General features: G+C 71.1%; 16 protein-coding genes. 9 read left to right on the forward strand and 7 right to left on the reverse strand.

Going from position 1 to position 22,630, the window contains the following annotated elements:
- Nucleotides 1-370 precede the first annotated feature (370 nt).
- The gene (locus DQ384_RS44285) at nucleotides 371-580 is read left to right on the forward strand and encodes a helix-turn-helix domain-containing protein (protein ID WP_114032074.1); all 210 of its coding nucleotides are present in this window, start codon (nucleotides 371-373) and stop codon (nucleotides 578-580) included.
- A gap of 166 nt (nucleotides 581-746) precedes the next feature.
- Here the strand turns inward: DQ384_RS44285 and DQ384_RS29090 are convergent, their stop codons facing one another.
- From DQ384_RS29090 to DQ384_RS29100, 3 genes are all read right to left on the reverse strand, one after another.
- Complete coding sequence (locus DQ384_RS29090) at nucleotides 747-1,943, reverse strand: lipase family protein (protein ID WP_114032075.1); 1,197 nt, start codon at nucleotides 1,941-1,943, stop codon at nucleotides 747-749.
- A gap of 385 nt (nucleotides 1,944-2,328) precedes the next feature.
- The gene (locus DQ384_RS29095) at nucleotides 2,329-3,816 is read right to left on the reverse strand and encodes a sensor histidine kinase (RefSeq protein ID WP_114032076.1); all 1,488 of its coding nucleotides are present in this window, start codon (nucleotides 3,814-3,816) and stop codon (nucleotides 2,329-2,331) included.
- A 537-nt stretch (nucleotides 3,817-4,353) separates the two neighbouring features.
- Nucleotides 4,354-5,862 carry a galactose-binding domain-containing protein gene (locus DQ384_RS29100; RefSeq protein ID WP_114032077.1) on the reverse strand — a complete coding sequence of 503 codons (1,509 nt, stop codon included), beginning with the start codon at nucleotides 5,860-5,862 and terminating at the stop codon, nucleotides 4,354-4,356.
- 549 nt (nucleotides 5,863-6,411) lie between these two features.
- Between DQ384_RS29100 and DQ384_RS29105 the strand changes: the two genes are divergently transcribed.
- The 7 genes from DQ384_RS29105 to DQ384_RS29135 all read left to right on the forward strand — a co-directional run bounded on the left by DQ384_RS29105 (nucleotide 6,412) and on the right by DQ384_RS29135 (nucleotide 16,465).
- Nucleotides 6,412-7,707, forward strand: a complete 1,296-nt coding sequence (locus tag DQ384_RS29105; RefSeq protein WP_245966861.1) for an ROK family transcriptional regulator — start codon at nucleotides 6,412-6,414, stop codon at nucleotides 7,705-7,707.
- A gap of 218 nt (nucleotides 7,708-7,925) precedes the next feature.
- Entirely contained in the window at nucleotides 7,926-10,757 is a 2,832-nt protein-coding gene (locus DQ384_RS29110) for a carbohydrate-binding protein (RefSeq protein WP_114032078.1), read from the forward strand.
- Between the two features lie 116 nt (nucleotides 10,758-10,873).
- Nucleotides 10,874-12,445, forward strand: coding sequence for a ThuA domain-containing protein (locus DQ384_RS29115; RefSeq protein ID WP_114032079.1), 1,572 nt, complete (start codon nucleotides 10,874-10,876; stop codon nucleotides 12,443-12,445).
- 216 nt (nucleotides 12,446-12,661) lie between these two features.
- The gene (locus DQ384_RS29120; RefSeq protein ID WP_114032080.1) at nucleotides 12,662-13,804 is read left to right on the forward strand and encodes an inositol-3-phosphate synthase; all 1,143 of its coding nucleotides are present in this window, start codon (nucleotides 12,662-12,664) and stop codon (nucleotides 13,802-13,804) included.
- 145 nt (nucleotides 13,805-13,949) lie between these two features.
- The gene (locus DQ384_RS29125) at nucleotides 13,950-14,831 is read left to right on the forward strand and encodes a sugar phosphate isomerase/epimerase family protein (RefSeq protein ID WP_114032081.1); all 882 of its coding nucleotides are present in this window, start codon (nucleotides 13,950-13,952) and stop codon (nucleotides 14,829-14,831) included.
- Between the two features lie 28 nt (nucleotides 14,832-14,859).
- Nucleotides 14,860-15,567 carry an EboA domain-containing protein gene (locus tag DQ384_RS29130; protein WP_181871479.1) on the forward strand — a complete coding sequence of 236 codons (708 nt, stop codon included), beginning with the start codon at nucleotides 14,860-14,862 and terminating at the stop codon, nucleotides 15,565-15,567.
- 40 nt (nucleotides 15,568-15,607) lie between these two features.
- Nucleotides 15,608-16,465, forward strand: coding sequence for a TatD family hydrolase (locus DQ384_RS29135; protein WP_114032082.1), 858 nt, complete (start codon nucleotides 15,608-15,610; stop codon nucleotides 16,463-16,465).
- 72 nt (nucleotides 16,466-16,537) lie between these two features.
- Here the strand turns inward: DQ384_RS29135 and DQ384_RS29140 are convergent, their stop codons facing one another.
- On the reverse strand, nucleotides 16,538-17,170 hold the full coding sequence (locus DQ384_RS29140; RefSeq protein ID WP_181871480.1) for an ATP-binding protein: 633 nt from the start codon (nucleotides 17,168-17,170) through the stop codon (nucleotides 16,538-16,540).
- A gap of 251 nt (nucleotides 17,171-17,421) precedes the next feature.
- Between DQ384_RS29140 and DQ384_RS29145 the strand changes: the two genes are divergently transcribed.
- Nucleotides 17,422-18,792, forward strand: coding sequence for a helix-turn-helix domain-containing protein (locus tag DQ384_RS29145; RefSeq protein ID WP_147268930.1), 1,371 nt, complete (start codon nucleotides 17,422-17,424; stop codon nucleotides 18,790-18,792).
- A gap of 48 nt (nucleotides 18,793-18,840) precedes the next feature.
- Here the strand turns inward: DQ384_RS29145 and DQ384_RS29150 are convergent, their stop codons facing one another.
- From DQ384_RS29150 to DQ384_RS29160, 3 genes are all read right to left on the reverse strand, one after another.
- Nucleotides 18,841-20,148, reverse strand: coding sequence for an aldehyde dehydrogenase family protein (locus DQ384_RS29150; RefSeq protein WP_114032085.1), 1,308 nt, complete (start codon nucleotides 20,146-20,148; stop codon nucleotides 18,841-18,843).
- A gap of 138 nt (nucleotides 20,149-20,286) precedes the next feature.
- Nucleotides 20,287-21,279: a glycoside hydrolase family 11 protein gene (locus DQ384_RS29155; protein WP_114032086.1), complete on the reverse strand. Its 993-nt coding sequence runs from the start codon at nucleotides 21,277-21,279 to the stop codon at nucleotides 20,287-20,289.
- A 58-nt stretch (nucleotides 21,280-21,337) separates the two neighbouring features.
- Nucleotides 21,338-22,372: a polysaccharide deacetylase family protein gene (locus tag DQ384_RS29160; protein ID WP_114032087.1), complete on the reverse strand. Its 1,035-nt coding sequence runs from the start codon at nucleotides 22,370-22,372 to the stop codon at nucleotides 21,338-21,340.
- Nucleotides 22,373-22,630: the final 258 nt, after the last annotated feature.

The raw sequence follows: 22,630 nt of genomic DNA on the forward strand, positions 1-22,630 counted from the left end.
CTTGAAAAGTGCGTCCTTAAGCCCCGCAGGACGCATTATGCAAGATCCGGGGTTCGGCAGCAATAGCCTTGATCAGTCACGCGTGATGCGTGAGGGAGTATCGCCGACATGAAGCCGATCCTCGGCCATCCTGTCAATCCCGTTGTCAAGCTGCCGGGCAGCGTGTCCGCCCGGCTCTCGCGCCGGGTGGGCGTCGGTCCACGGGGCCGATGCGGCGATTCGTCTGGGGGCTGGGGTCAAGGGGCAGGTTGCGCGTCAGTGCTCTCGCGGACGAACGGCTCGGCACCCCGTGCGGGGTTCCGTCAGGTGCCCTGATCATTTCGGACACGGACCCAAGTAGGGTTACGGTCAAGTCCAGAAGGAAGAGTGCGTGGGTAGGAAATCTCGCATCTATTCCCTTGGGCTGCGGGCAGAAGTGGTCCAGGCGGTCATCGACAGCGGCGGCAACTGTGCGCAGGCCGCTCGCGCCTTCGTCCTGGTGCCGGAAACGGTTCGCACATGGGTCCGAGCCGCCGAGAAGAAGCGGCAGGAAATACGCCCGAGGCGCGCGATGCGTTCGACCGTGCCGAGCGTGCGGTGATGGAACGCCGCATTCGGCGACTTGAAGCCGAGAACGCTTTCTAAAGAAAGGTGAAGGCGATGCCGCGTGGGCGGTGGAGAGCCCGGCACCGGGCGGAGAGCCTGGTGCCGGGCTGCGGTCGAAGCCGGGTGGTGTTTCCGGCGCCGGCGGAGAACGTGGTCGGGTGTCAGTCGCCGAACTCGTTCTGCACCCCGGCCGGCGTCAGCGCCGAGACGTAGTGCTGCGGCAGGTGGTCGTCGATCGAGTAGACCGCCGGCAACGAGCGGGTCGCCTCGAACTTGCGCGCGGCGTACGCCATCGCCGACATCGGTATGCCGAGCAGGCCCGGCATCTGCCCCGTCGGCCGCCTCCGCGCCTCCCAACGTCCCTTGCGGGCCTGCGAGGCGCAGCGCGAGGTGGCGATCATGGACATGAGGCTGTTGACCAGGTGCGGCACGCGGTAGTGCATCTCGCGGCCGAAGTGCCGGAACGGGCCGGACGCGGTGGACGGCATGTGCGGCACGACGTCGCTGTCGTACACGTACCGGATGACGTTCTCGCGGAGGAACTCGTCGCTCTGGCAGGCATCGGCGAAGTTCGGGTCGCCGATCATGGGCTGGCCGAACGTGTAGACCGCGCGCAGCCGGTCGGCGAGCGCGTCGTGGTACTTGCGCTCGTGCCTGATCATGACGCCCATGAGCGCGGCCATCGCGCCGCCCTGGCTGTGCCCGGTGATGTAGAGCGCCTCCAGCTCGCCTTCGCTCCGCGGGCCGTCGGCCTCGTAGTGGTCGCCGCCGGCGGAGGGGCCGCCGGTCGCCTGGCGGTCACCGCACGCGCGCCGCAGCGCGTTCATGATCTCGTAGCGGGTGGCCCGCACGTTGCGGTAGACGCCCGCGTGCACCGTGGCGCAGGGGTCGCTGATCTGGTAGCCCATCCGCTCGGGCTCGACATCGATGTCGCTCATCCAGTTGATGAAGTTCAGCGGCTCGGTGCCCCGGTAACACAGGATGCCGACCCGGCCGCTTCTGCTGAGAATGAGAAACGCGGTCGAGGAAATCAGCATCGCGTCGACCGAGGACTGGATCATCTGGCAGTGATTGTCCTCGAGGCCCATTCTGGCCATGATCATGGAGAGCGTTTCCGGGTCGGAGTAGGCGTACGCCGCGCACGTCGCCATCAGGTGCGCGATTTCCGGGTCCGGCTGCTCGACGGCGTTGAGAAGCTTTCGCTCCAGGTTCTTGTAGACCGGGAACCCCGCGGTCTCGCGGTGGCCGAACGGCCGGAGCTCGTCGTAGGAGGGGGCCTGCACGCCGCGCCTGCGCAGCCCTCCCGCCTGCAGGATGTCGCGCATCCGCGCCTCGAAGGAGTCTTCGGAGGCCGTCATCGGTTTCCTGTTGCCGCTCACCACCTTCCCGGCGTTCGGCTGGCCGACGGTGGCCGTAACAGGTTTATCCGACTGGCGACTGTTTCTGGTGGTATCCACGCTTGCCACGCCATACACCTTCCGGTAAGCGACGGTGCTTTCGACTGTTCCGCGGCCTCAACGATGAGCAGGACAGCATCTTCAACGATCGTAAGCATCGCTTAACGCGCACCCCGAGATCCGCCTGTCCCTGACAATTTCCTGGACATCCCGGGTTAAATCCCATGTATCGGCAAACTCATTTCCCGGGTGCCCATTTTCGCCCAGGGGTGGCCCGCCGGGGACGGGTGGCCAGGTCCGGGCCGCGCCGCGCCGGGAAGGCGGCCGGCCGCGCCGCGCCCGGAGGCTAGCGCCGGGAGAACGCGGCGAGCGTGAGCGCGGTGCCGGTGGGGCGCGCCGGCGCGTCGTCCCCGGTGGCGGACGCGGCGAGCGGCAGGCGCAGGACGAACCGCGCCCCGCCGGCGTGGGACGTGCCGACCTCGATCGTCCCGTCGTGCGCGCGGGCGATGTCCCGGACGATCGCGAGCCCGAGGCCCGTGCCGCCCTTGTCGCGGCAGCGGGAGGCGTCCAGCCGGGTGAAGCGCTCGAAGATCCGCTCCCGGTCCGCCTCGGCGATGCCGTCCCCGTCGTCGGTGACGATCAGCTCGGCGTGGGTCTCGTCCCGGCACACCTCGACCAGCACCAGGCGCTTGGCGTGCCGCTGGGCGTTGTCGAGCAGGTTGGTCAGCACACGGGCGATCTGGGTGTCGACGGCCTTGACGACGACGCCCGGCGCGAGCCGCAACTGGGTGGGAAGCCGGTCCTTGCGCCGGGAGACCTCCATGTGGACCGACTCCGCCAGGTCGACGTCGTCCCTCGCCCTGGGCTCGCCCCCGCCGACCCGGGCCAGCAGCAGCAGGTCGGAGATGATGGCCTGGAGCCGGTCGACGTCGCGCAGCGAGTGGTCGACCAGTTCGCGCAGGTCGGTCTCCTCGGGGTACATGCGCGCCTCCTCAAGCTGCACGCGGAGCCCCGCGACCGGGGTGCGCAGCTCGTGCGAGGCGTCGGAGGCGAACCGCCGCTGCTGGGCGAGGACCTCCTCCATCCGTCCCCGCGCGTTCTCCAGGCGCTCCAGCGTGCTGTTGACCGTCCGGGCGAGCCGGGCGATCTCGTCGTCGCCGACGGGCTCGGGCAGGCGGCTGCTCAGGTCGCTGAGGTTGGTGGCGGCCAGCTCGGCGCGGATGGCCTCGACGGGCCGCAGCGTCCGCCCGGTGATCTTCCAGGTGGCGAAGACGGCGACGGAGATCAGCGCCGCCACCTGGACGGCGAAGATCAGGTCGAACGCGCCCGCGGAGATGCCCCCGCGGTCGGGGCCGGCCGCGTACACGACGTGGGAGCCGGGGGAGGTGTCGACCCGCACCGCGGCCAGGCGCAGGCAGCCCAGGTTCTTGTTGGCGCAGGTCTGCACGTCACGGCGCGGCTCCAGGGGCTCGGGGCGGACGTCGGAGAGCGGCGGCAGCCCGCGGGCGTCGGGCGAGGCGGCCACGAGGCGCTGGTCGGCGTCCACGACCTGGATCAGGTCCGCGCCCGGGAAGCCGGTCGTGATCTCCGGGCCGACGACCCGCCCGGCACGGTCCGCAGCGGCCACCGCGCTCGCCGCGTACCGCGCGTCGAGCCATGCGGCGTTGGTGAGCTCCTGGCGTGCGAGTATCCCGGCGAGCACTCCGGCCGGGACGAGCAGGAGCATGGCGAGGCCGGCGACCAGGGCGGTGACCCGTCCCCGGATGGACCGGGGGCGCCACAGCTTCAGGGCGCGCCTCGGCGGGCGTGGTGAAGCGGGGAGTCCGAGCGGCAAGCGGGTCCTCCAGGTGGCGCGGTCTGCGGTCGTGGGTGCGGTGTGGGAGCCGGTGTTCCGGGCCTCGCGGGCCCGGAGGGCGTCCGGCCGATGTGGTGTCCGCCGGGCGGACGCGCGGCGGGCGAGGATCTTCGCCGTCCCCTCGGAGCGGTCCGGCGAGGACGGCGCGGACGCGGGCGCCCTGTGGGCGCGGGAGGGAGGCGCGGTGGGTCTGACACCACCGGGTGGGTGCCGGCGCGGTGGGCACAGGGCGCGAACGACCGCGCACCTAGAGCGATCCACTAGGGCAAAACCCACCCTAGCAGCAACCCCAAAATGGTGCAAACCAGACAAAAGACTACTTCAAAGAGGTCACAGCGGGATAAAGCTCCGGGCCCCCGGACGGAAAGAAACCCGGCAGAGGACGGGAGCACCGTGCCCGGCCGGGTAAGGCGAACGGCCCCCGGCGAGGCGGTCGCGGTGCCCGCTCCCGCCCGCCGGGGGCCGTCAGACGTTCCGCGGGCCCCGGCGTTGTCACGCCGGGGCCCGCGCCGCCGTCTACTGGCGGTAGACCTGGAACTCCGAGACCTGGCCCGCGGGCCAGCCGGTGTTGGCGGTGATGTTCAGGCGCAGGTAGCGCTGCGTCGTCGCCGGGAAGGTGATCGTCACGGTGTTGCCCGTGGACGGGCTGAACGTGTACGACCGCGAGGGCACCAGCGTCGTGGTGGGCGTGCCGCTCGTGCCGCCCAGCACCGACAATGTCTGGGTCCTCGCGCCCCACGACGGCGGCAGGGTCAGCACGATCTTGCTCACGTCGCTCGCCGCGCCGAGGTCGACGGTGATCGACTGCGGGAACGCGTGGTTGGCGCTCTCCCAGTAGCTGCCGGTGTTCCCGTCCACCGCGTTGGCGGGGACGTAGTTCTGGGTGTGGCTGCTCGCCGTGATCGACTTGCGCAGCGCGAGGTTCGGGTTCTGCGGCGGGACCGTCGTGCCGGTGAACTGGCCCACCCAGTAGCGGGTCCGGTCCAGGTACGCCGTCTCGGCGGCGGCGCCGGTCTTGCCGTAGGCGCCGTTGAAGGTCTGGTAACCGATCCCGGCGGGCGGGGTGGAGGACGCCGGCTCGATCACCGACCCCTCGTGCCACTCGTTGAACGAGGTGACCGAGACCCAGGTGGGCGAGCCGCCGATGGTCGGTGACAGGGCGTTCTGCCACTCCTTGTCGTAGGACGCGCCGTTGTCACGCGCCACCGTCGGGCTGGTGTTGCCGGGCACGGCCCGGTCGTCGATGTACCCGGGGGCCACCGACGGCGACCAGACCAGGCCGTTGGCCTTGCAGTAGTCCCCGGCGTTCTTCCAGCCCGGCGCCGTCATGCCCGCGATGCCGTCGTAGGTGTACATGCCGCCGAAGTGGGCGACCTTGCTGGTGTCGGTCGTCTGGGCGAGGACGATACTGGTGGAGCTCACCTGGTCCAGCGCCGACCAGTCGGTGACGTCCAGGCTGTTGAAGACGTAGAACGCCCCCCGGTTGCCGTGCGCGGCGTCGCGGTAGAAGGCCGGGCTGCTCCCGTAGCGGGAGTTGATGTAGTTGATGTCGGCGACCGTCGAGGCGGCGGTCCGCCCGCTGTACGGCTCCAGGTGCCAGGCGACCTTGATCCCGTAGCGCGCGGCCGTGGCCAGCACGCCGGCGGCGAGGCCGTCCTCGTAGGAGCCCTGGCCCCACCAGCTGTAGACGATCGTGCCCGCGCCGGACTGCTGGATCCACCGCATGTGCTGGGCCACCGCGCCGTTCTGGTCGCCGGAGTCGTAGGCGCCGAGCTTCGGGTACAGGTCGGCGCCGATGTCGTCCGGCGGGGTGTGACCGCCCTGCTGCCAGTGCCGGTAGCTCCCGTACACCGACGGGCTGCCGTACCAGGGGTAGTAGAACAGGTGGACGTCGGTCGCGGTGGGCGCGGCGGCCGCGGCGGCGGCCGCCTTGCCCGAGGCGAGGGCGGGCCCCGCGGGGACCGACATGAGTCCGGAGGTCACGAGCAGGACGGCAGCGGCTGTCACGCTGCGCCACTTAGGCATGGATGCTGACTCCTCACGTCGAGTGGGGGGTGCGCGCCGGTGCCGCGGTCACGCGCCGTCCGCCGGGCGGGCTCTGTCGTGCCGGCGGCCGCGTGGAGCCCGGCCGGCCGCAGGGGTCCAGGGCCTCCTGCGGCCGGCCGGGAGAAGGGCCCGTCCGTCCGGCCGATTCGAGCGGCACCACCGCGGCGCAGCCGAAGTCGGCGGGAACGGCTCCGCCGCGGGTCTTGTCGGCCGGACGGACGGGAGCATCAGCGAGGTCAGGGAAGTACTCGCCCCGCCCTCAAAAATTTGCAGAGATCGCTAAGTAATTTGCGGTTTCAACCAATGGATTTGACAGGGCTTGTCGAATTAAAGACCGCGCCTGGGGGCTGTGCCAAGACCTCCGACCACTTGGCTTTTGTAACGCTTCCGTAACGTGGGATGCCACCGAGCCGTGACCTGCGACTGTGCCACGGATGCCAAGTCGTTACCTGATCAGGGTGTTTACGTCCAGATCTCGCCGTGTTAGAACTCGGTTAATTGTTCTTCGATACATACAAACTTGGTCGGGTGATCGATGTGGCGCAGAGACGGCCGGCGGCGCCGGCCGGCGGGGGCGCCCAGGCGGTGGGACACGCCTCCCTCCGCCGGGCCAACCTCGCCCTGGTCCTGCGCCACCTACGCGAGGAGGGCTCCTGCTCGCGCTCCGACATCGCCGACGCCACGGGCCTGCACCGGGCCACCGTGTCCAACCTCATGGCCGAGCTGCTCGGCCGGGGCCTGGTACGCGAGGTCGGCATCGAGCACATCGGGGCGGTCGGCCGCCCGCGCAGGGCGGTCGCCCTGGACGGCTCGCACGTCGGGGTGCTCGGCACCGAGATCAACGTCGACTACGTCGCCGTCTACGGCACCGACCTGGCCGGACGCGTACTGGTCGAGCGGCGCGTCGGCTTCGACGCCATGGGCATGGGCCCGGACCGCTCGCTGAAGGAGCTCGGCCGGGTCGCCAAGGAGGCGCTGGACGACCTGACCGCCTCCGGAGCCGTCCCGGCCGGCATCGGCGTCGCCGTCCCCGGCCTGGTGGACGTCGCCCGCGGCGCGGTCTCGTTCGCGCCCAACCTCGGCTGGCGTGACCTGCCGCTGGCCGAGCGGCTGCAGGCCGAGATCGGCGACGGCCGGGCGCCCGTGATGGTGGACAACGACGCCAACCTGGCCGCGCTCGCCGAGTTCACGGGCGGGGTGGCGGCCGGCACGCCGGACATGGTCTACCTCACCGGCGAGGTCGGCGTCGGCGGCGGCATCATCGTCGCCGGGGCGTTGCTGCGCGGCGCGGACGGGTTCTCCGGCGAGGTCGGGCACATGCCCGTCGACCCGACGGGAAGCCGCTGCGGCTGCGGGCGCGTCGGCTGCTGGGAGACCAAGGTCGGCCTCGCCGCGCTGGTCAGCTCGGCGACGCCCGAGCGGGCCTACGGCCTCGGGCCGGCGCCCGATCCCGAGGAGCGCGTGGCCGAGATCGCCCAGGGCCTCGCGGCGGGCGACCCGCGCGTGATGGCCGCGGTCGCCGAGGTCGGACGCTGGCTCGGGCTCGGCGGCTCGATCCTGGTCAACCTGTTCAACCCCCGCGCCATCGTGCTCGGCGGATACTTCGCGAAGCTGGCGGAGCGGCTGATCCCGCCCGCCCAGGCGGAGCTGGAGCGGCTGGTCATCGCAGGTCCGGCCGCCCGCTGCCGGTTCCTCGCCTCAGGCCTCGGCTTCGGCGCCGCCTCCCGGGGCGCCGCCAGCATGGTGGTCGAGCAGGTCATCAACGACCCCACGGCGATCGGTTCGGCCCCGATCGCCTCGACGACAAACCTGGCAGGCAGATGACTCCTTCTTTCAATAGTTGATACGCTTTTTGCGGAGTCATGTTCTGTCCGGCCTAGGCACCGGACCCCCTGGAGGTGGCACCCTTCCAGGCGCACCGCGGCACAGCGCAGCACCACCCGCACCATCCCGGCACACAGCACCACGCACCACCCCCCGGCAACAAGCGCGGCGGCGCGCGCCTTGCCTGACTGACCCCCCAAGTCAGGAAAGGACCCCCCATGTCACCACGTCCTCGGCCGTGGACCCGGCTTCTCGCCACGTTCGCCCTCGTACTTTCGGGCGGCATGGCGGCCGTGACGGCCTCAGGACCGGCGGCCAACGCCTCGGTCATCCCCGCGTCCGACTACCAGCAGGTACAGCTGGCCGTCGGCGGCGCCGAGCTCGGCGAGGCCATGTCCCTCGCGGTGCTCCCCAACCGCTCCGTGCTGCACACCGCGCGCGACGGAACGATCCGCGTCACCGACGCGGCCGGCAACACCAAGGTGGCCGGAAAGCTCAGCGTCTACACGCATGACGAAGAGGGCCTCCAGGGCATCGCCGCGGACCCGAACTTCGCCTCCAACCGGTACATCTACGTGTACTACTCGCCCCCGCTGAGCACGCCCGGCGGCGACGCGCCGACCACCGGCACCCAGGCGCAGTTCGACCAGTGGAAGGGCGAGCTGTACCTCTCGCGCTTCACGCTCAACGCCGACGAGACCGTCAACCTGGGCAGCGAGAAGATCGTCCTGCGGGTGCCCAACGACCGCGGCCAGTGCTGCCACGTCGGCGGTGACATCGACTTCGACGCGGCCGGGAACCTGTACCTGACCACGGGCGACGACACCAACCCGTTCGAGTCGAGCGGGTACTCGCCCCTGGACGAGCGCACCGACCGCAACCCGCAGTTCGACGCCCAGCGCTCCTCGGGCAACACCAACGACCTGCGCGGCAAGGTCCTGCGCATCAAGCCCCAGGCGGACGGCACCTACACGATCCCCTCGGGCAACCTCTTCGCGCCGGGCACGGCCAAGACCCGTCCCGAGATCTACGCGATGGGCTTCCGCAACCCGTTCCGCATGTCGGTGGACAAGGCGACGGGCATCGTCTACCTCGGCGACTACGGCCCCGACGCGGGCGGCACCGACCCCAACCGCGGCCCCGGCGGCCAGGTGGAGTTCAACCGGATCACCAGCGCGGGCAACTACGGCTGGCCGTACTGCACCGGCACCAACACCACCAACGAGACCTACAACGAGTACACCTTCCCGAGCGGCCCGTCCCAGGCCAAGTACAACTGCGCGGGCGGCCCGACCAACAACTCGTTCCGCAACACCGGCCTCACCACGCTGCCCGCGGCCAGGCCGGCCTGGATCCGCTACGGCGGCGACGCCGGCTCCCCGCCCGACTTCGGCGGCGGCTCCGAGTCCCCGATGGGCGGCCCGGTCTACCGGTACAACGCCTCGCTGAACTCCGCGGTCAAGTTCCCGCAGTCGCTCGACGGCCGCTACTTCGCCGGCGAGTACGGCCGCAGGTGGATCAAGGCCATCCAGGTCAACGCCGACGGCACCCCCGGTGACATCGGCGCCTTCCCCTGGACCGGCACCCAGGTGATGGACATGGCCTTCGGCCCCGACGGCGCGCTGTACGTCCTGGACTACGGCACCGGTTCCAACAACCAGGCCCTGTACCGGATCGAGTACATCGGCGCGGCGAACCGCAACCCGATCGCCAAGGCGGCCGCCGACAAGACCTCCGGCCCGGCGCCGCTGACGGTGAACTTCTCCTCGGCGGGCAGCTCCGACCCCGAGGGCGGCGCGCTGACCTACTCGTGGAACTTCGGCGACGGCACCACCTCCACCGCCGCCAACCCCACGAAGACCTACACCACCAACGGCACCTACACCCCGACCCTGACCGTCAGGGACCCGCAGGGCCTGACCGGCACCGCCAGCCTGGTCGTCTCCGTCGGCAACACCGCGCCGACCGTGAACCTGACCACGCCCGGCGACGGCCAGCTGTTCTCCTACGGCGACACCGTGCCGTTCACGGTGACCGGCAGCGACCCGGAGGACGGGGCGCTGGACTGCACCAAGGTGACCGTGACCTACTTCCTCGGCCACGACAGCCACCGCCACCAGATCACCTCCAAGACCGGCTGCTCCGGCTCGATCACCATCCCGACCGACGGTGAGCACGACGCCGCGGCCAACATCTACGGGGTCTTCGAGGCGTCCTACACCGACAAGGGCGGCCTCACCTCCACCAGCACCCGCACCCTGCAGCCCCGGCACCGCCAGGCCGAGCACTACGGCGCCATGCAGGGCATCCAGCTCGCCACGCACGGCCCGGCCGAGGGCGCCACGACCGTCGGCTTCACCGACAACGGCGACTGGATCTCCTTCACGCCCTACAACGTGAGCAACGCCGTCAGCATCACCGCCCGGGTCTCCTCGGGTGGCGTCGGCGGCACGCTGGAGGTCCGCGCGGGCTCGGCGACCGGCACGCTGCTCGGCACGGCGACCGTCGCCAACACCGGCGGATGGGAGACCTTCGTCGACGTCAACGCCAACCTGACCAACAAGCCCGCCGGGGCGACCACGCTGTACCTGGTGTTCAAGGGCGTCACCGGCCAGGGCAACCTGTTCGACCTGGACGCCTTCACGCTGAACACCTCCACCGGCGGCACGAACACGACGACCGAGGGCGAGGCCTACACCTCCAACTTCGGCGTCCAGCCGGCCTCGCACGCGGGCGCCAGCGGCGGCACGACCATGGGGTACATCGACAACGGTGACTGGGCCGGGTACTCCCAGGTGAACACCCAGGGCGCCAAGACCTTCACCGCGCGGGTCTCCTCGGGCGGCCCCGGCGGGACGATCACGATCCGCTCGGGCTCGCAGACCGGGACGGTCCTCGGCACGGTGAACGTCGCCAACACCGGGAGCTGGGACACCTTCGCCAACGTCTCCACGAACCTCACCGGCTCGGCGACCGGCCCCTTGTTCCTCACCTTCACCGGCGGCTCGGGCTCGCTGCTCGACGTCGACACCTTCACCATCACCCGCTGACGGCACGTCCGGCACGGCGCCCTCCTCGGACGGGCCGCCGCGCCGGACGGGCCTCCGGTCCCGCGCGAGAGCATCCACTCGCGCGGGACCGGAGCCCTTCAGACGAAAGGACAGCCATGTTCGCCCTCACCAAGGTGATGCGCGGCGGTCTGGCGCTTGTCGCCGCAGCGCTGGTCGCCACGCAGTTCGCCCCCACCGCCGCCCACGCGGCCGACCCCGCCTACAAGGTGCTGGTCTTCTCCAAGACCGCCGGGTTCCGCCACGACTCGATCCCCGCCGGCATCCAGGCCATCCGTGACCTCGGCGCCGCCAACAACTTCACCGTCACCGCGACCGAGGACGCCACCGCCTTCAACACGGCCAACCTGGCCCAGTTCAAGGCGGTCGTCTTCCTCAGCACCACCGGTGACGTGCTCGACGCCGGCCAGCAGACCGCGTTCCAGTCCTACGTGGACGGTGGCGGCGGGTACGTCGGCGTCCACGCCGCCGCGGACACCGAGTACGACTGGGCCTACTACGGCACGCTCGTCGGCGCCTACTTCAAGAGCCACCCGGCGCAGCAGAACGCCGTGGTCAAGAACGAGGACCGCACCCACCCGGCGACCGCCCACCTGGGCGCGACCTGGACGCGGTACGACGAGTGGTACAACTACCGCACCAACCCGCGCTCGACCGTGCGCGTCCTGCAGAGCTTGGACGAGAGCAGCTACACCGGCGGCGAGATGAGCGGCGATCACCCGATCACCTGGTGCCACGCCCAGGCCTCCGGCCGGTCCTTCTACACCGGCCTCGGCCACACGATCGAGTCGTTCGCCGACGGGAACTACCGTCAGCTGCTGCTCGGCGGCATCCGGTACGCGGCCGGCATGGTCACGGCCGACTGCCGCCCGGCGAGCGGCCCGCCGCCCGGCAACACCACCACCGTCGAGGGCGAGGCGTACACCTCGAACTTCGGCGTGCAGCCGGCCGGCCACGCGGGCGCCAGCGGCGGCACCACGATGGGGTACATCGACAACGGCGACTGGGCCGGCTACTCCTCGGTGAGCACCTCCGGGGCGACCGGCTTCTCGGCCCGCGTCTCCTCCGGCGGCGCCGGCGGGACGATCACGGTCCGCTCGGGGTCGCAGACCGGACCGGTCCTCGGCTCGGTGAGCGTCGCCAACACCGGGAGCTGGGACACCTTCACCACGGTGTCCACCACGCTCAACGGCACGGGCACGGGCGCGCTGTTCGTGACCTTCAGCGGCGGCGCGGGTTCCCTGTTCGACATCGACACGCTCACCGTGACCCGGAACACCACTCCGCCCCCGGCCGCGACCGAGGGCGAGGCGTACACCTCGCAGTCGGGCGTCCAGCCGGCGAGCCACGCCGGCGCGAGCGGCGGGCGGACGCTGGGCTTCATCGACAACGGCGACTGGGCCGGCTACTCCTCGGTGAGCACGGCGGGCGCCACCAAGTTCTCGGCGCGCGTCTCCTCGGGCGGCCCCGGCGGGACGATCACGGTCCGCTCGGGCTCGCAGACCGGATCGGTCCTCGGCTCGGTGAGCGTCGCCAACACCGGGAGCTGGGACACCTTCACCACCGTCAACACCACGCTCAACGGCACGGGCACCGGCCCGGTGTTCCTGATCTTCAGTGGCGGCGCGGGTTCCCTGTTCGATATTGACACCTTCACCGTCTCCAAGTGACCCTTCATCACCCGATCGAATGACCGATCGGCACGGAGATCCATCGCCCGGGACGTCCACTTCGGATGTCCCGGGCGCACGGGTGTCCGCGCGCATGCCCCCCGGAGCCCCCGCGGACGGGGCCCGGGGCATCGGGCAGGCGCGCGGCGCCCACTGCTGTATCGCGAGAAGGCGAGCCCGGCGGGGGCCCGCCCGTAAAAGTAAAAGGAGTAGGCGATGGACGTCGGGGTGTGGCTCGTAGGAGCACGAGGATCGGTCGCGACCACGGTGATCACGGGCGCGGCCGCGCTGCGCGCCGGGCTCGCGGCGCCCATAGGGTGCGTAACCGAGCAGCCCGGATTCGCCGAGGCGGGCCTGCCGCCGATCCGCGGCCTGGTGTTCGGCGGCCATGACATCGCCGGCACGCCGCTGCCCAAGCGCGCGGAGGAGCTCGCCCTCGCCGGGGTCGTCCCGGCCCGGCTGCCCGAGCTCGTGCGCCAGGACCTGGAGGAGGCCGACGCCGAGATCCGTCCCGGCGTCACGCCCGGACCCGCGGGCACCCAGGCCGAGCAGGCGCGCCGGCTGGCCGATGACATCACCGGCTTCCGCGAGCGCAGGGGACTGGCCCGCGTCGTCGTCGTCCATGTGGCCTCCACCGAGCCGCCCGTGCCCGCGCACCCGGCCCACGGCGACCTCGCGGCGCTGACCGAGGCCCTCGAACGGCCCGGCGACGTGCTGCCCCCGAGCTCGCTGTACGCGTACGCCGCGCTGCGCGCCGGGTGCGCCTACGTCGACTTCACCCCGTCCACCGGCGTGTCGCTGCCCGCCCTGGACGAGCTGGCCCGGGCGCAGGGCGTGCCGTACGCGGGCCGCGACGCCAAGACGGGGGAGACCCTGGTCAAGACCGCGCTCGCGCCGATGTTCGCCGACCGGGCGCTGGCCGTGCGCTCGTGGTCGGGGACGAACCTGCTCGGCGGGGGAGACGGCGCCACGCTGGCCGACCCGGCGGCGGGGGAGAGCAAGAAGATCTCCAAGGACCGCGCCCTGCCCGGCATCCTCGGCCACCCGGTGGAGGGGCAGACGCACATCGACCACGTCTCCCACCTCGGCGACTGGAAGACCGCCTGGGACCACATCACCTTCGAGGGCTTCCTCGGCGTCCGCATGACGATGCAGTTCACCTGGCAGGGGTGCGACTCGGCCCTCGCGGCGCCGCTCGTGCTCGACCTCGTCCGGCTGATCGCCCGCGCGCACGAGCGGGGGCACGCCGGGGCGGTCCCCGAGCTGGGCTTCTTCTTCAAGGACCCGATCGGGCAGGAGGAGCACCGCCTGCACGCCCAGTACGACCTGCTGCGCGCCTGGGCCCGGACCCTCGCGTGAGCACCTCCCGTCGTCCGTCCGGGGAGCGGCGTACGCTCCCCGCCGGTGTGCCCGTCCGGCGGCCCGTCCCGGCAGAGGTCTTGCTTTGCACGCCCGATACCGTTAAGCCCGAAATATCACGGTATAGCGGGAAAGGCGGCCAGGCATGAGGTTCGGGTATGGAACCAACGGGTTCACGAACCACCGCCTGGACGAGGCGCTCGACGTCCTGGCCGACCTCGGCTACGACGGCGTCGCGCTCACCCTGGACTCCGGCCACCTCGACCCGTACGCTCCCGGGATCGCCCGCGACGTCGGCCACGTCGCCAAACGACTCGGCGAGCTGGGCCTCGCCGTGGTGATCGAGACCGGCGGCCGCTACGTCCTGGACCCGTACCGCAAACACCACCCGACCCTGCTCCACCCCCCCGAGGCGGCGGCCCGCCGGATCGACCTGCTCCGCCGCGCCGTGCGCATCGGCGCCGACCTCGGCGCGGAGGCCGTCTCCTTCTGGAGCGGCGTCATCCCGCCCGAGGTCGACGAGGGGCAGGCCTGGGACAACCTGCTGTCCGGGGTCGCCGCCGTCCTGGAGGAGGCCGAGGAACGCCAGGTCACGCTCGGCTTCGAACCCGAACCGGGCATGCTCGTGGACACGATCGCCGCGTTCGAGCGCCTCCACGCGCTGGCCGGCGCGCCCCCGCGGCTCGGCATGACCCTCGACATCGGGCACTGCCGCGCCGTGGAGCCCGAACCGGTCCCCGACTGCGTCCGCCGCGCCGGGCCGCACCTGGTGAACATCCAGATCGAGGACATGCGGCGCGGCGTGCACGAGCACCTGGAGTTCGGCGAGGGCGAGATCGACTTCCCGCCCGTGCTCGCGGCCCTGGAGCTGACCGGGTACCGCGGCCTGGTCAGCGTCGAGCTGCCCCGGCACAGCCACGCCGCCCCCATGATCGCCGAACGGTCGCTGCGCTTCCTGCGCGAGGCGGCCCCCACCCCCTCCATCCCGTCCCGCGCCCACCCCACCAGGGGCGTGAGGCAGCGATGACCGCCCGTACCGGAAGGACGAGCCAACGATGAGCACGACCCACGACCCAGGCCCGGCGCTCTCCCTCGGCCTCGGCGAGGAGGCCGCCCGCTGGCTGGCGGACGCCGCCGGGCGGATCGGCGCCGACCCCCGGGCGCTCGCGAGCCTGTTCCCCGCCGCCGGGCGGGTCTGCGGCCGAGGGCCGGTCGCCGCCATGCCCGGCTGGACCGTCGACCAGGCGGTCCGCGTGGAACTCCTGCGGGCACTGCCCCTGACCGGCGCCGATCTCGGCGAGACCCTCTTCGACCTGTACACCCACGGGGACGCCGCCGAGCGCCTCGCCGTCCTCAAGGGCCTGCCCGCCCTGGAGGAGGACCGGGGGCTCGGCGACGCGGGCCTGCCCGTCGTCCGCGACGCCCTGCGCACCAACGACGCCCGCCTCGTCCGCGCGGCGCTCGGGCCGTACGGGGCGCGCCACCTGCCCGACCACTCCTACCGGCAGGCCATCCTGAAGTGCGTCTTCATCGGGGTGCCGCTGGCCGAGGTGTCCGGCCTCGACACGCGCGCGGACGAGGAACTGGCCCGCATGATGGCCGACTTCGCCCAGGAACGCCTGCTCGCCGGCCGCGAGGTCCCCGCCGACATCTGGCCCGTCGTCGAGCGGTACCCCTCCCTGCTGACCAAGGTCCGCGCCCTGCTGGCCGAGGGCGATCCGCACGCCGCGGCCGGGTCCGACGCCCCACGCGACCTGGCCTGAGCCCTGCCGAGATCGCCCGACCGAGAGGAATCCCACCCCCATGCGCATCTTCGACCCCCACATCCACATGACCTCGCGCACGACCGACGACTACGAGCGCATGTACGCGGCCGGGGTCCGCGCCATCGTCGAGCCGGCCTTCTGGCTGGGCCAGCCGCGCACGTCCCCCGGCACGTTCGCCGACTACTTCGACGGCCTGCTCGGCTGGGAGCCCTACCGCGCCGCGCAGTTCGGCATCGTGCACCACTGCACGATCGCGCTGAACCCCAAGGAGTCCAACGACCCGCGCCTGCGCCCCGTCCTGGACCTGCTGCCGCGCTACCTGGCCAAGGACCGCGTGGTCGCCGTCGGCGAGGTCGGCTACGACGACGTCACCCCCGCCGAGGACGAGGCCCTGGCCCGCCAGCTCGAACTCGCCGCCGAGCACGGCCTGCCCGTCCTCGTCCACACCCCGCACCGCGACAAGGCCGCCGGCACCCGCCGCACGCTGGACGTCGTCCGCGAGTCCGGCCTGCCGCCCGAGCGCGTGCTGATCGACCACCTCAACGAGATGACGGTCGGCATGGTCGCCGAGAGCGGCTGCTGGATGGGCTTCTCGGTCTACCCCGACACCAAGATGGACGAGGACCGGATGGTCGCGATCCTCAAGGACTACGGCTCGGACCGCATGCTGGTCAACTCGGCCGCCGACTGGGGCCGCAGCGACCCGCTGAAGACCCGCGCCGTCGCCGACGCCATGCTCAGCAGCGGTTTCTCCGACGCCGAGGTCGAGACCGTCCTGTGGGACAACCCCGTCGCCTTCTACGCCCAGAGCGGCCGCCTGGACCTCTCCGACGTCAAGCCGGGCGACACCTACGCGGGCAACAGCATCCAGCGCGGCGCCCCCCGCGACCGCTGACCCCGGCGCCCCAAGAGCTCCCCGCCCCGGGGGCCATCCCCACGGCCCCGGCCCCGGGGCGGGACGCGGCGCCTACGACAGGACTCGGGCCCGGCGACGGCCGAGGCGGAGCAACGGAGGGCAGGTCAGCCGGGTGCCCGACCGCGTGGGGAGCGCGAACGCGACGGCCTTGGCCGGCTCGCCGGTGGCGAACGTCGTCGTCGGGTAGGCGCGGCAGTGGCCCTCCGACAGCACGCGCACCAGCATCAGGCCGCGCCCGCCCTCCGCGTACAGGTCCACCACGGTCTGGACGCGCGGCCGGTCCAGGACGGCCGGGATCCACCCGAGGTCGGGGTCGCCGTCGACCACCTCGCACCAGGCGGGCGCGCCGCCCAGTGTGAATACCCGCACCTCGTACGGCGGACGGCCGTGCCGCTCGGCGTTCGCGGCCAGTTCCCCGGCCGCCGTCTCGGCGTCGGAGATCTCGTCCTCGGATACCCCTTCGCCCTGAAGTGCCTCACGAACCAGTGCGCGGGCCCGGCGCGAGGCCGACCCGGGATGCAGAAACGCCACCAGCATGCCGACCTCGGCACGGGCCTCGTCCGAGGCCAGGTCGGCGGGGGTCTCCTCTGAGGCGCCCTCCGCACGGGTCTCGTCCGAGGGGATCTCGGCCTTCGGCGTACCGGGGGCGGGGTCGTGCTGCTGGTTCCGGGGGGTGGGCTTCATGGGGACTCCTCGCTCTCGCTGGCAGTGCTCAGCAGGAGACGCCATCTACTGGCTCATCCGGCAGGTCCGGACGCGGGCGTCGCGCTGCACCGCGTAGATCGACCGGCACGCCCGATGGGGCGCCGCCGTCCATAGGGATCACCACGCCGGGTGGTCGTTTCCCCGTCGTTTCCACGGACGCACGTGGCCGCACCAGAACAGATATTGACAATGAGTAGCTGATTGATGACTCATTGTTTCCGGGGGTGGTCATGAGCGAACAGGGCAAGGGACGTCCGGAGCTGGCGCGGGCGCGCAAGCGGCTGGGCATGAGCCAGGACGAGATCGCGGAGGCGCTGTGGGTGTCGCCCACGACCTGGAGCCGCTGGGAGCGCGGCAAGCAGAAGATCCGGCCGGTCTACCGGGCACGGATGGCGGAGGTATTCGGGGTAGACCCGATCGAGGTCGAGCGGTGGGTGGATGGCGGACAGCCGGTCGATACGGAAGCCTGGCTATGTCCGGACTTCAGCGACTTGTCGCTCCCCGCTACCGTCGAGGCGGCCGGACGACTGTGGAGGTGCGACGTGGATCCGGAACGGCGTCATCTGCTGGCCACGCTGCCGTTCGTACCCGCCGCCCTCGGAGGCTGGCTGTCCGCGTGGAGCTATGGCGCTCCGGTCACGTCGGCGGCACGCCAGGCGTCCGGGCCGCTCGTCGGTCTCTCCGACGTCCAGCGGATCGTCGAAGCCCGTCAGGCGTTCGGGCAGATGGACCACCAGTTCGGAGCGGGGCTGGTGCGCCCTGCCGTGGTGGACTACCTGAACACCGTCGTCGCTCCGCTCCTACGAGGCCGCTACAACGACAAGGTCGGGGCCGAGTTGATGACGGCGGCTGCGTCGATGACCCAGATGGCCGGGTGGACAGCCTTCGATCTTGGCCGCCATGGGCTGGCACAGCACTACTTCGGCCAGGCGCTGAAGTTGTCCAAGGCCAGTAGCGACGCGCTTACGGGCGTCTGGGTTTTGACGAGCATGACGCAGCAGGCGATTTGGCTGGAACACCCCTCGCAGGCGGTCTGGCTCGCCCGTGCAGCGGTCGATGCCGCCCGCCGGGCGCAGGCGCCGCCGCGTGTCCTGGCTCCGTTGCTGGTCAGAGAGGCATGGACCACGGCGCTCCTGGCGAGACAGGCCGACACGTTGGACACACATGCCGCCAAGCAAGTCGAACAGCTGCTAGCCGGAGCCGAACAAGCGTATGCCCAAGGCAGCACGGACCGCGATCCGGTTTGGACGACGTGGTGTGACGAACCGGAGCTGGGCTCCGAGATCGGCCTCTGCTGGGAACTGCTCGGCAAGTACGACAGGGCGGCTCACCTGGCGGACTTCGCGGTACGCGAGTTCTTGGAGAGGCGTCCTAGATCGGCTCAGATCAATCGGATGAACGCGGCGGATGCCTACCTCGGTATGGGTGAGGTGGAGCAGGCCATCGATTCCGCCCGAGCCGCGATACCGATGGCCAGGTCACTCACGTCCGTCCGATCCGTCGAACGCGTCAGGAAGTTCTCCGACCGCCTTGAGCCCTACGCCGCGACCATCCACGTCAAGGAATTCCGCGCCTACCTGAACAGCGAACTCGCCTCCTGACTCGACACCGTACGCAGCAGGGCGGGCCTGACGATCCGGGGCAGGCGTTCACAGCAGAATGCGTCGCCGGGCCGAGGGATCCGGGGGCAGATGGAGCATGGCGAGTTCCCGCAGGGCGCGCGCGGCCCCGGTCCGGCGGGCGAGGGCCAGCGCCTCTCGCGCCAGTGCCGCCGCCCGGTCGCGCTGCTCATGGGCCTCCGCGTACGCGTGGGCCATGCGGGCGGTCGCGAACGCGGTGGCATAACCGGGTTCCGGGCCGTAGGGGCCGCCTTCACCGACCGGCCCGCGTCCCTCCTCGACACGCTCCGGCCCGCCGGCCCCCTCGCGAAGGGCGGAGCCGGCCCCGGACGCGGCGGTCCGCAGTTCGAAGATCTCGACGGCTCCGGCGGGACGGCCCAGGTCGACCAGGCAGCCGGCGCACAGGACGGCCTCCGGCTCGGCGGGAACGTCCAGGCGGTATCGCACGTCCTCCCCCTGCTCCCGCTGTTCCGGCGGCGACGCCGACTCCTCCAGGCACCGGTGGCACAGGTCCTCCTCGCCCGCGATGGCGTGGCCGCGGGCCTCGTACCGCCGCGACGCCGCCGCCATCCCGGCCGTGATGCGACCGCGTTCCCTGGCGGAGAGGGCGGCCTCGACCGCCTCCCGGGGGCCGGTCGCGTCGACCAGCCCCGCCCGCTGGACGAGGGCGTAGGTCTCCAGCAACGTGTCGGCGCCCTCCCGTGCCTCGCCGATGGCGCGGTCGGACCACTCCCGCGCTCCGCGGGCGTTCCCGGCCTCGTGCTGCATGCGGCTGATCAGCTCCGCGTCCCGCGAGGCGAGCGCGAGCAGCGACCGCCGCACGGCCGGCCGGGCGTCCCGGCGGAACCCCTCGATCGCCGCGAAGACCGGGCGCAGGGCGGCGACCAGGGCGGACGGCGCCCGATCGATCCGGGAAACGGCGTCGGCGAGCGCCTCGAAGTAACGGGCCGTGGCCTCGTCCACGCGGTCGGGCCGCTCGATCGCCCGTCCGGTCCGCTCCTCCTCGTCCTCGTCCTCGGAGACCAACCCCGGTACGAGCGGGATCCGGGTGAGGTGGTGCCAGAGGGTCGTGCCGGACCGCTCGCCGGCGAACAGGCCGCGCTCGGGCATGCCGAAGGCCCGGCACAACAGGTCCGCCTCGGCCTCACCCGGCCGTCGCTCGCCGTCCTCCCACTGGCGGACGTCCTCCGCGAGCACGGCGGGCGACGGCAGTCGGTCGCGCTCGTCCTCGGCCGCCACCTGCCGGAGCCGTCGTCCCAGCCCCTCGCGGCTCCACAGGCGGCTCTCGCGCAGCACGCGCAGCCGGGCGGCCCAGATCGGAACATCTATGGTGATCATGACGCATCCCCGTTCCCCTCTCTCATCATCCGCCTTCAGGCGGGCGGGCCGTGCACGTGGGATCGCCGGCCGGCGGCGGTGTGGCGCGGCGGTCCTGGGCCGCCGCGCCACGGGTGCGGTGTTCCGGGGGTCCGGGTCTCAGCCGGCGCTGCAGGAGACCGACGGCCACGTCCAGTTGCCGTTGGGCTGGATCGTCACACCCCAGTTGTTGCCGTTGCCGTTGGGCCTGGCGGTCAGCACCTGGGCACTGGGGTAGCTCGCGCTGATGTTCCAGGTGGCGATGATCTTGGCGGGGGACGGCACGTTCATCGTCACGGTCCAGTTGGCCGAGCCGCTGACCGAGACGTTGAGGTTGTACCGGTCGCTCCACTGCTGGCCCGCGGACAGCGATGCGGTGCAACCGCCACCGCCACCGCCTCCACCGCCGCCGCCACCACCGGAGGTGGAGTCCACCGTGATGTTGGAGTTCCCGCTGCTCTGATATCCCTCTGTGGCGAGGATCATGTAAGCGTGGCTGCCCAGATTCATCCCGTAACGGGCCCATGCGTCGAAGTGGTTACCGGTGGTTATGGTTCCGCCGGTCTTCTTCGACTGCCGGACGCTCCAGTACTGATTGAAGGTTCTGGTGCCGTCGATGGAGGGGGCGTTGGTTCGCGTCGTCTGGTAGACGTCGTACGTGCCGCCATCGGTGGTGACCGTGCCCTTGTACGTTCCCGTGGGCCGGTAGGTGCCCCAGTTGTCGACGACGTAATATTCCACGAGCGGGTTTCTCGTCCACCCGTACAGAGCCAGATAGGCGTTGCCGGACGGGTTGAAGCTGCCCGAATAGTTCACGGCCCTGCGTCCGCCGGTGCTCCAGCCCTTCCCGGCGACGAAATTGCCGCTGTTGCTCCACGAGGTGCTGTAATTGCCTCCGGATCCCAGCTCCATGGAGACAGACCCGCCGCCATCGGTCCAGAACGAATAGAAGTAGCCGTTGTTGGTGCCGGTTTGGTTGGTGGTTATGGCCGCGTGGGCGACGCCGGGCAGCATCGCCACGACCATGGCCAGCGCCAAGGCGAAGGCGCGGCCGATGAGCGGCCTGGCGTGGCCGCGTCCTCGGCTCTTCGGGTGGGCGGGGACGTCGTTCATGTGCGTGTTTCCTCCTCCTGGTGAAGGCCGGGCGGTGTGTCAGGCGGGCCGGGCAGGGTCAGCCGACCCGGCAGGAGACCGCCGGCCACTGCGTGTTGCCGTTGCTCTGGACGGTGAACCCGAAGGTGTTGCCGCTGCCGTTGGGCCGCATCGTCATGACGTTGCCACTGCCGTCCCAGCTCGGGCTGCCGTTCCACGTGGCGATGATCTTCTGGGGGCTGCGCACGGTGACCGTGACGATCCAGGAGTTGGTCCCCGAGACCGTGACCGAGAGGTTGAACCGGTCGCTCCACGACTGGCCGGGCGAGACCGCGGCCGTGCAACTGCCGCCACCGGGCGGAGGGCTGGACGGAGGCGGGGTGCCGCCGCCCCCGTCGGCAGGCGCGACGGCCCGGCCGGTGGAGGGGGAGATCATGCCGGCGCACAGGTTGCGGCTCCGCAGGTTCGCGGCGATCTGCGGGATCGCCTGGACCGTGGTCGCGTACTGGTCGTGCATGAGGATGATCTGGCCGTTCTGCAGCCGGCCCGCGGCCTGCACGATCTGGGCAGTGCTCGCGCCGTTCCAGTCCTGGGAGTCGACGTCCCAGAGGATCTCGGTGAGGCCGAGCTGCTGCTCGACCGACTTCAGCGTGGAGTTGGTCTCCCCGTACGGTGGGCGGAACAGCTTCGGCGCGGTCCCGGTCGCCTGCTGGATGGCCTGCTGCGTGCGCTGCAGCTCGGACTGCATCTGCGAGCCGCTCAGCTGGGGCAGGTGCGGATGGGTGTAGCTGTGGTTGCCGATCCACATGCCGGCGTCCTGCTGGGCCCGGACCAGCGCCTGGTTGTTCTGCGCGTTCTGCCCGATGTTGAAGAGCGTCGCCCGCAGGCCGTTGGATTTGAGGGCGTTCAGCAGGGTGCTGGTGTTGCCGGGGTTGGGTCCGTCGTCGTAGGTGAGGCCGACGTAGCCGGCGCTGCAGTCGGCGGCGCTGGCCGAGGACGACAGCCCCACGAGGAAGCTCGCGCCAAGGACGCCGGCGACGCCGGCGACGAGGGCCTTGCGGACGGCGGAAAGACGCTTCCGGGTCCTGCCGTGGGGGATGGCACTGTCGATCATCTCTGTTCCTCCAGTGGAACGCTGATCGTCGAGATGGCATGTGTGCGGCGGCCGGCCTGCGCGTAATTCTGCGGAGATCCCCGAAACATGTCAATGAGATGAAGAAATGTTTCAGACGGATGAACCGGTTAAGACGGTTATGACCTCGTAAGACGCGAATGAAAGTCCCGAAACATTTCGGAGGTGAGGCCGCAGCCCGCCCCGGAGAGGTCGTCGCGCCGGGGACCCGTCCGGCGGAGTTGCGTTGTTAGGGTGGGC

This window comes from Sphaerisporangium album (genome assembly GCF_003323745.1).
GTDB classification, from domain to species: domain Bacteria; phylum Actinomycetota; class Actinomycetes; order Streptosporangiales; family Streptosporangiaceae; genus Sphaerisporangium; species Sphaerisporangium album.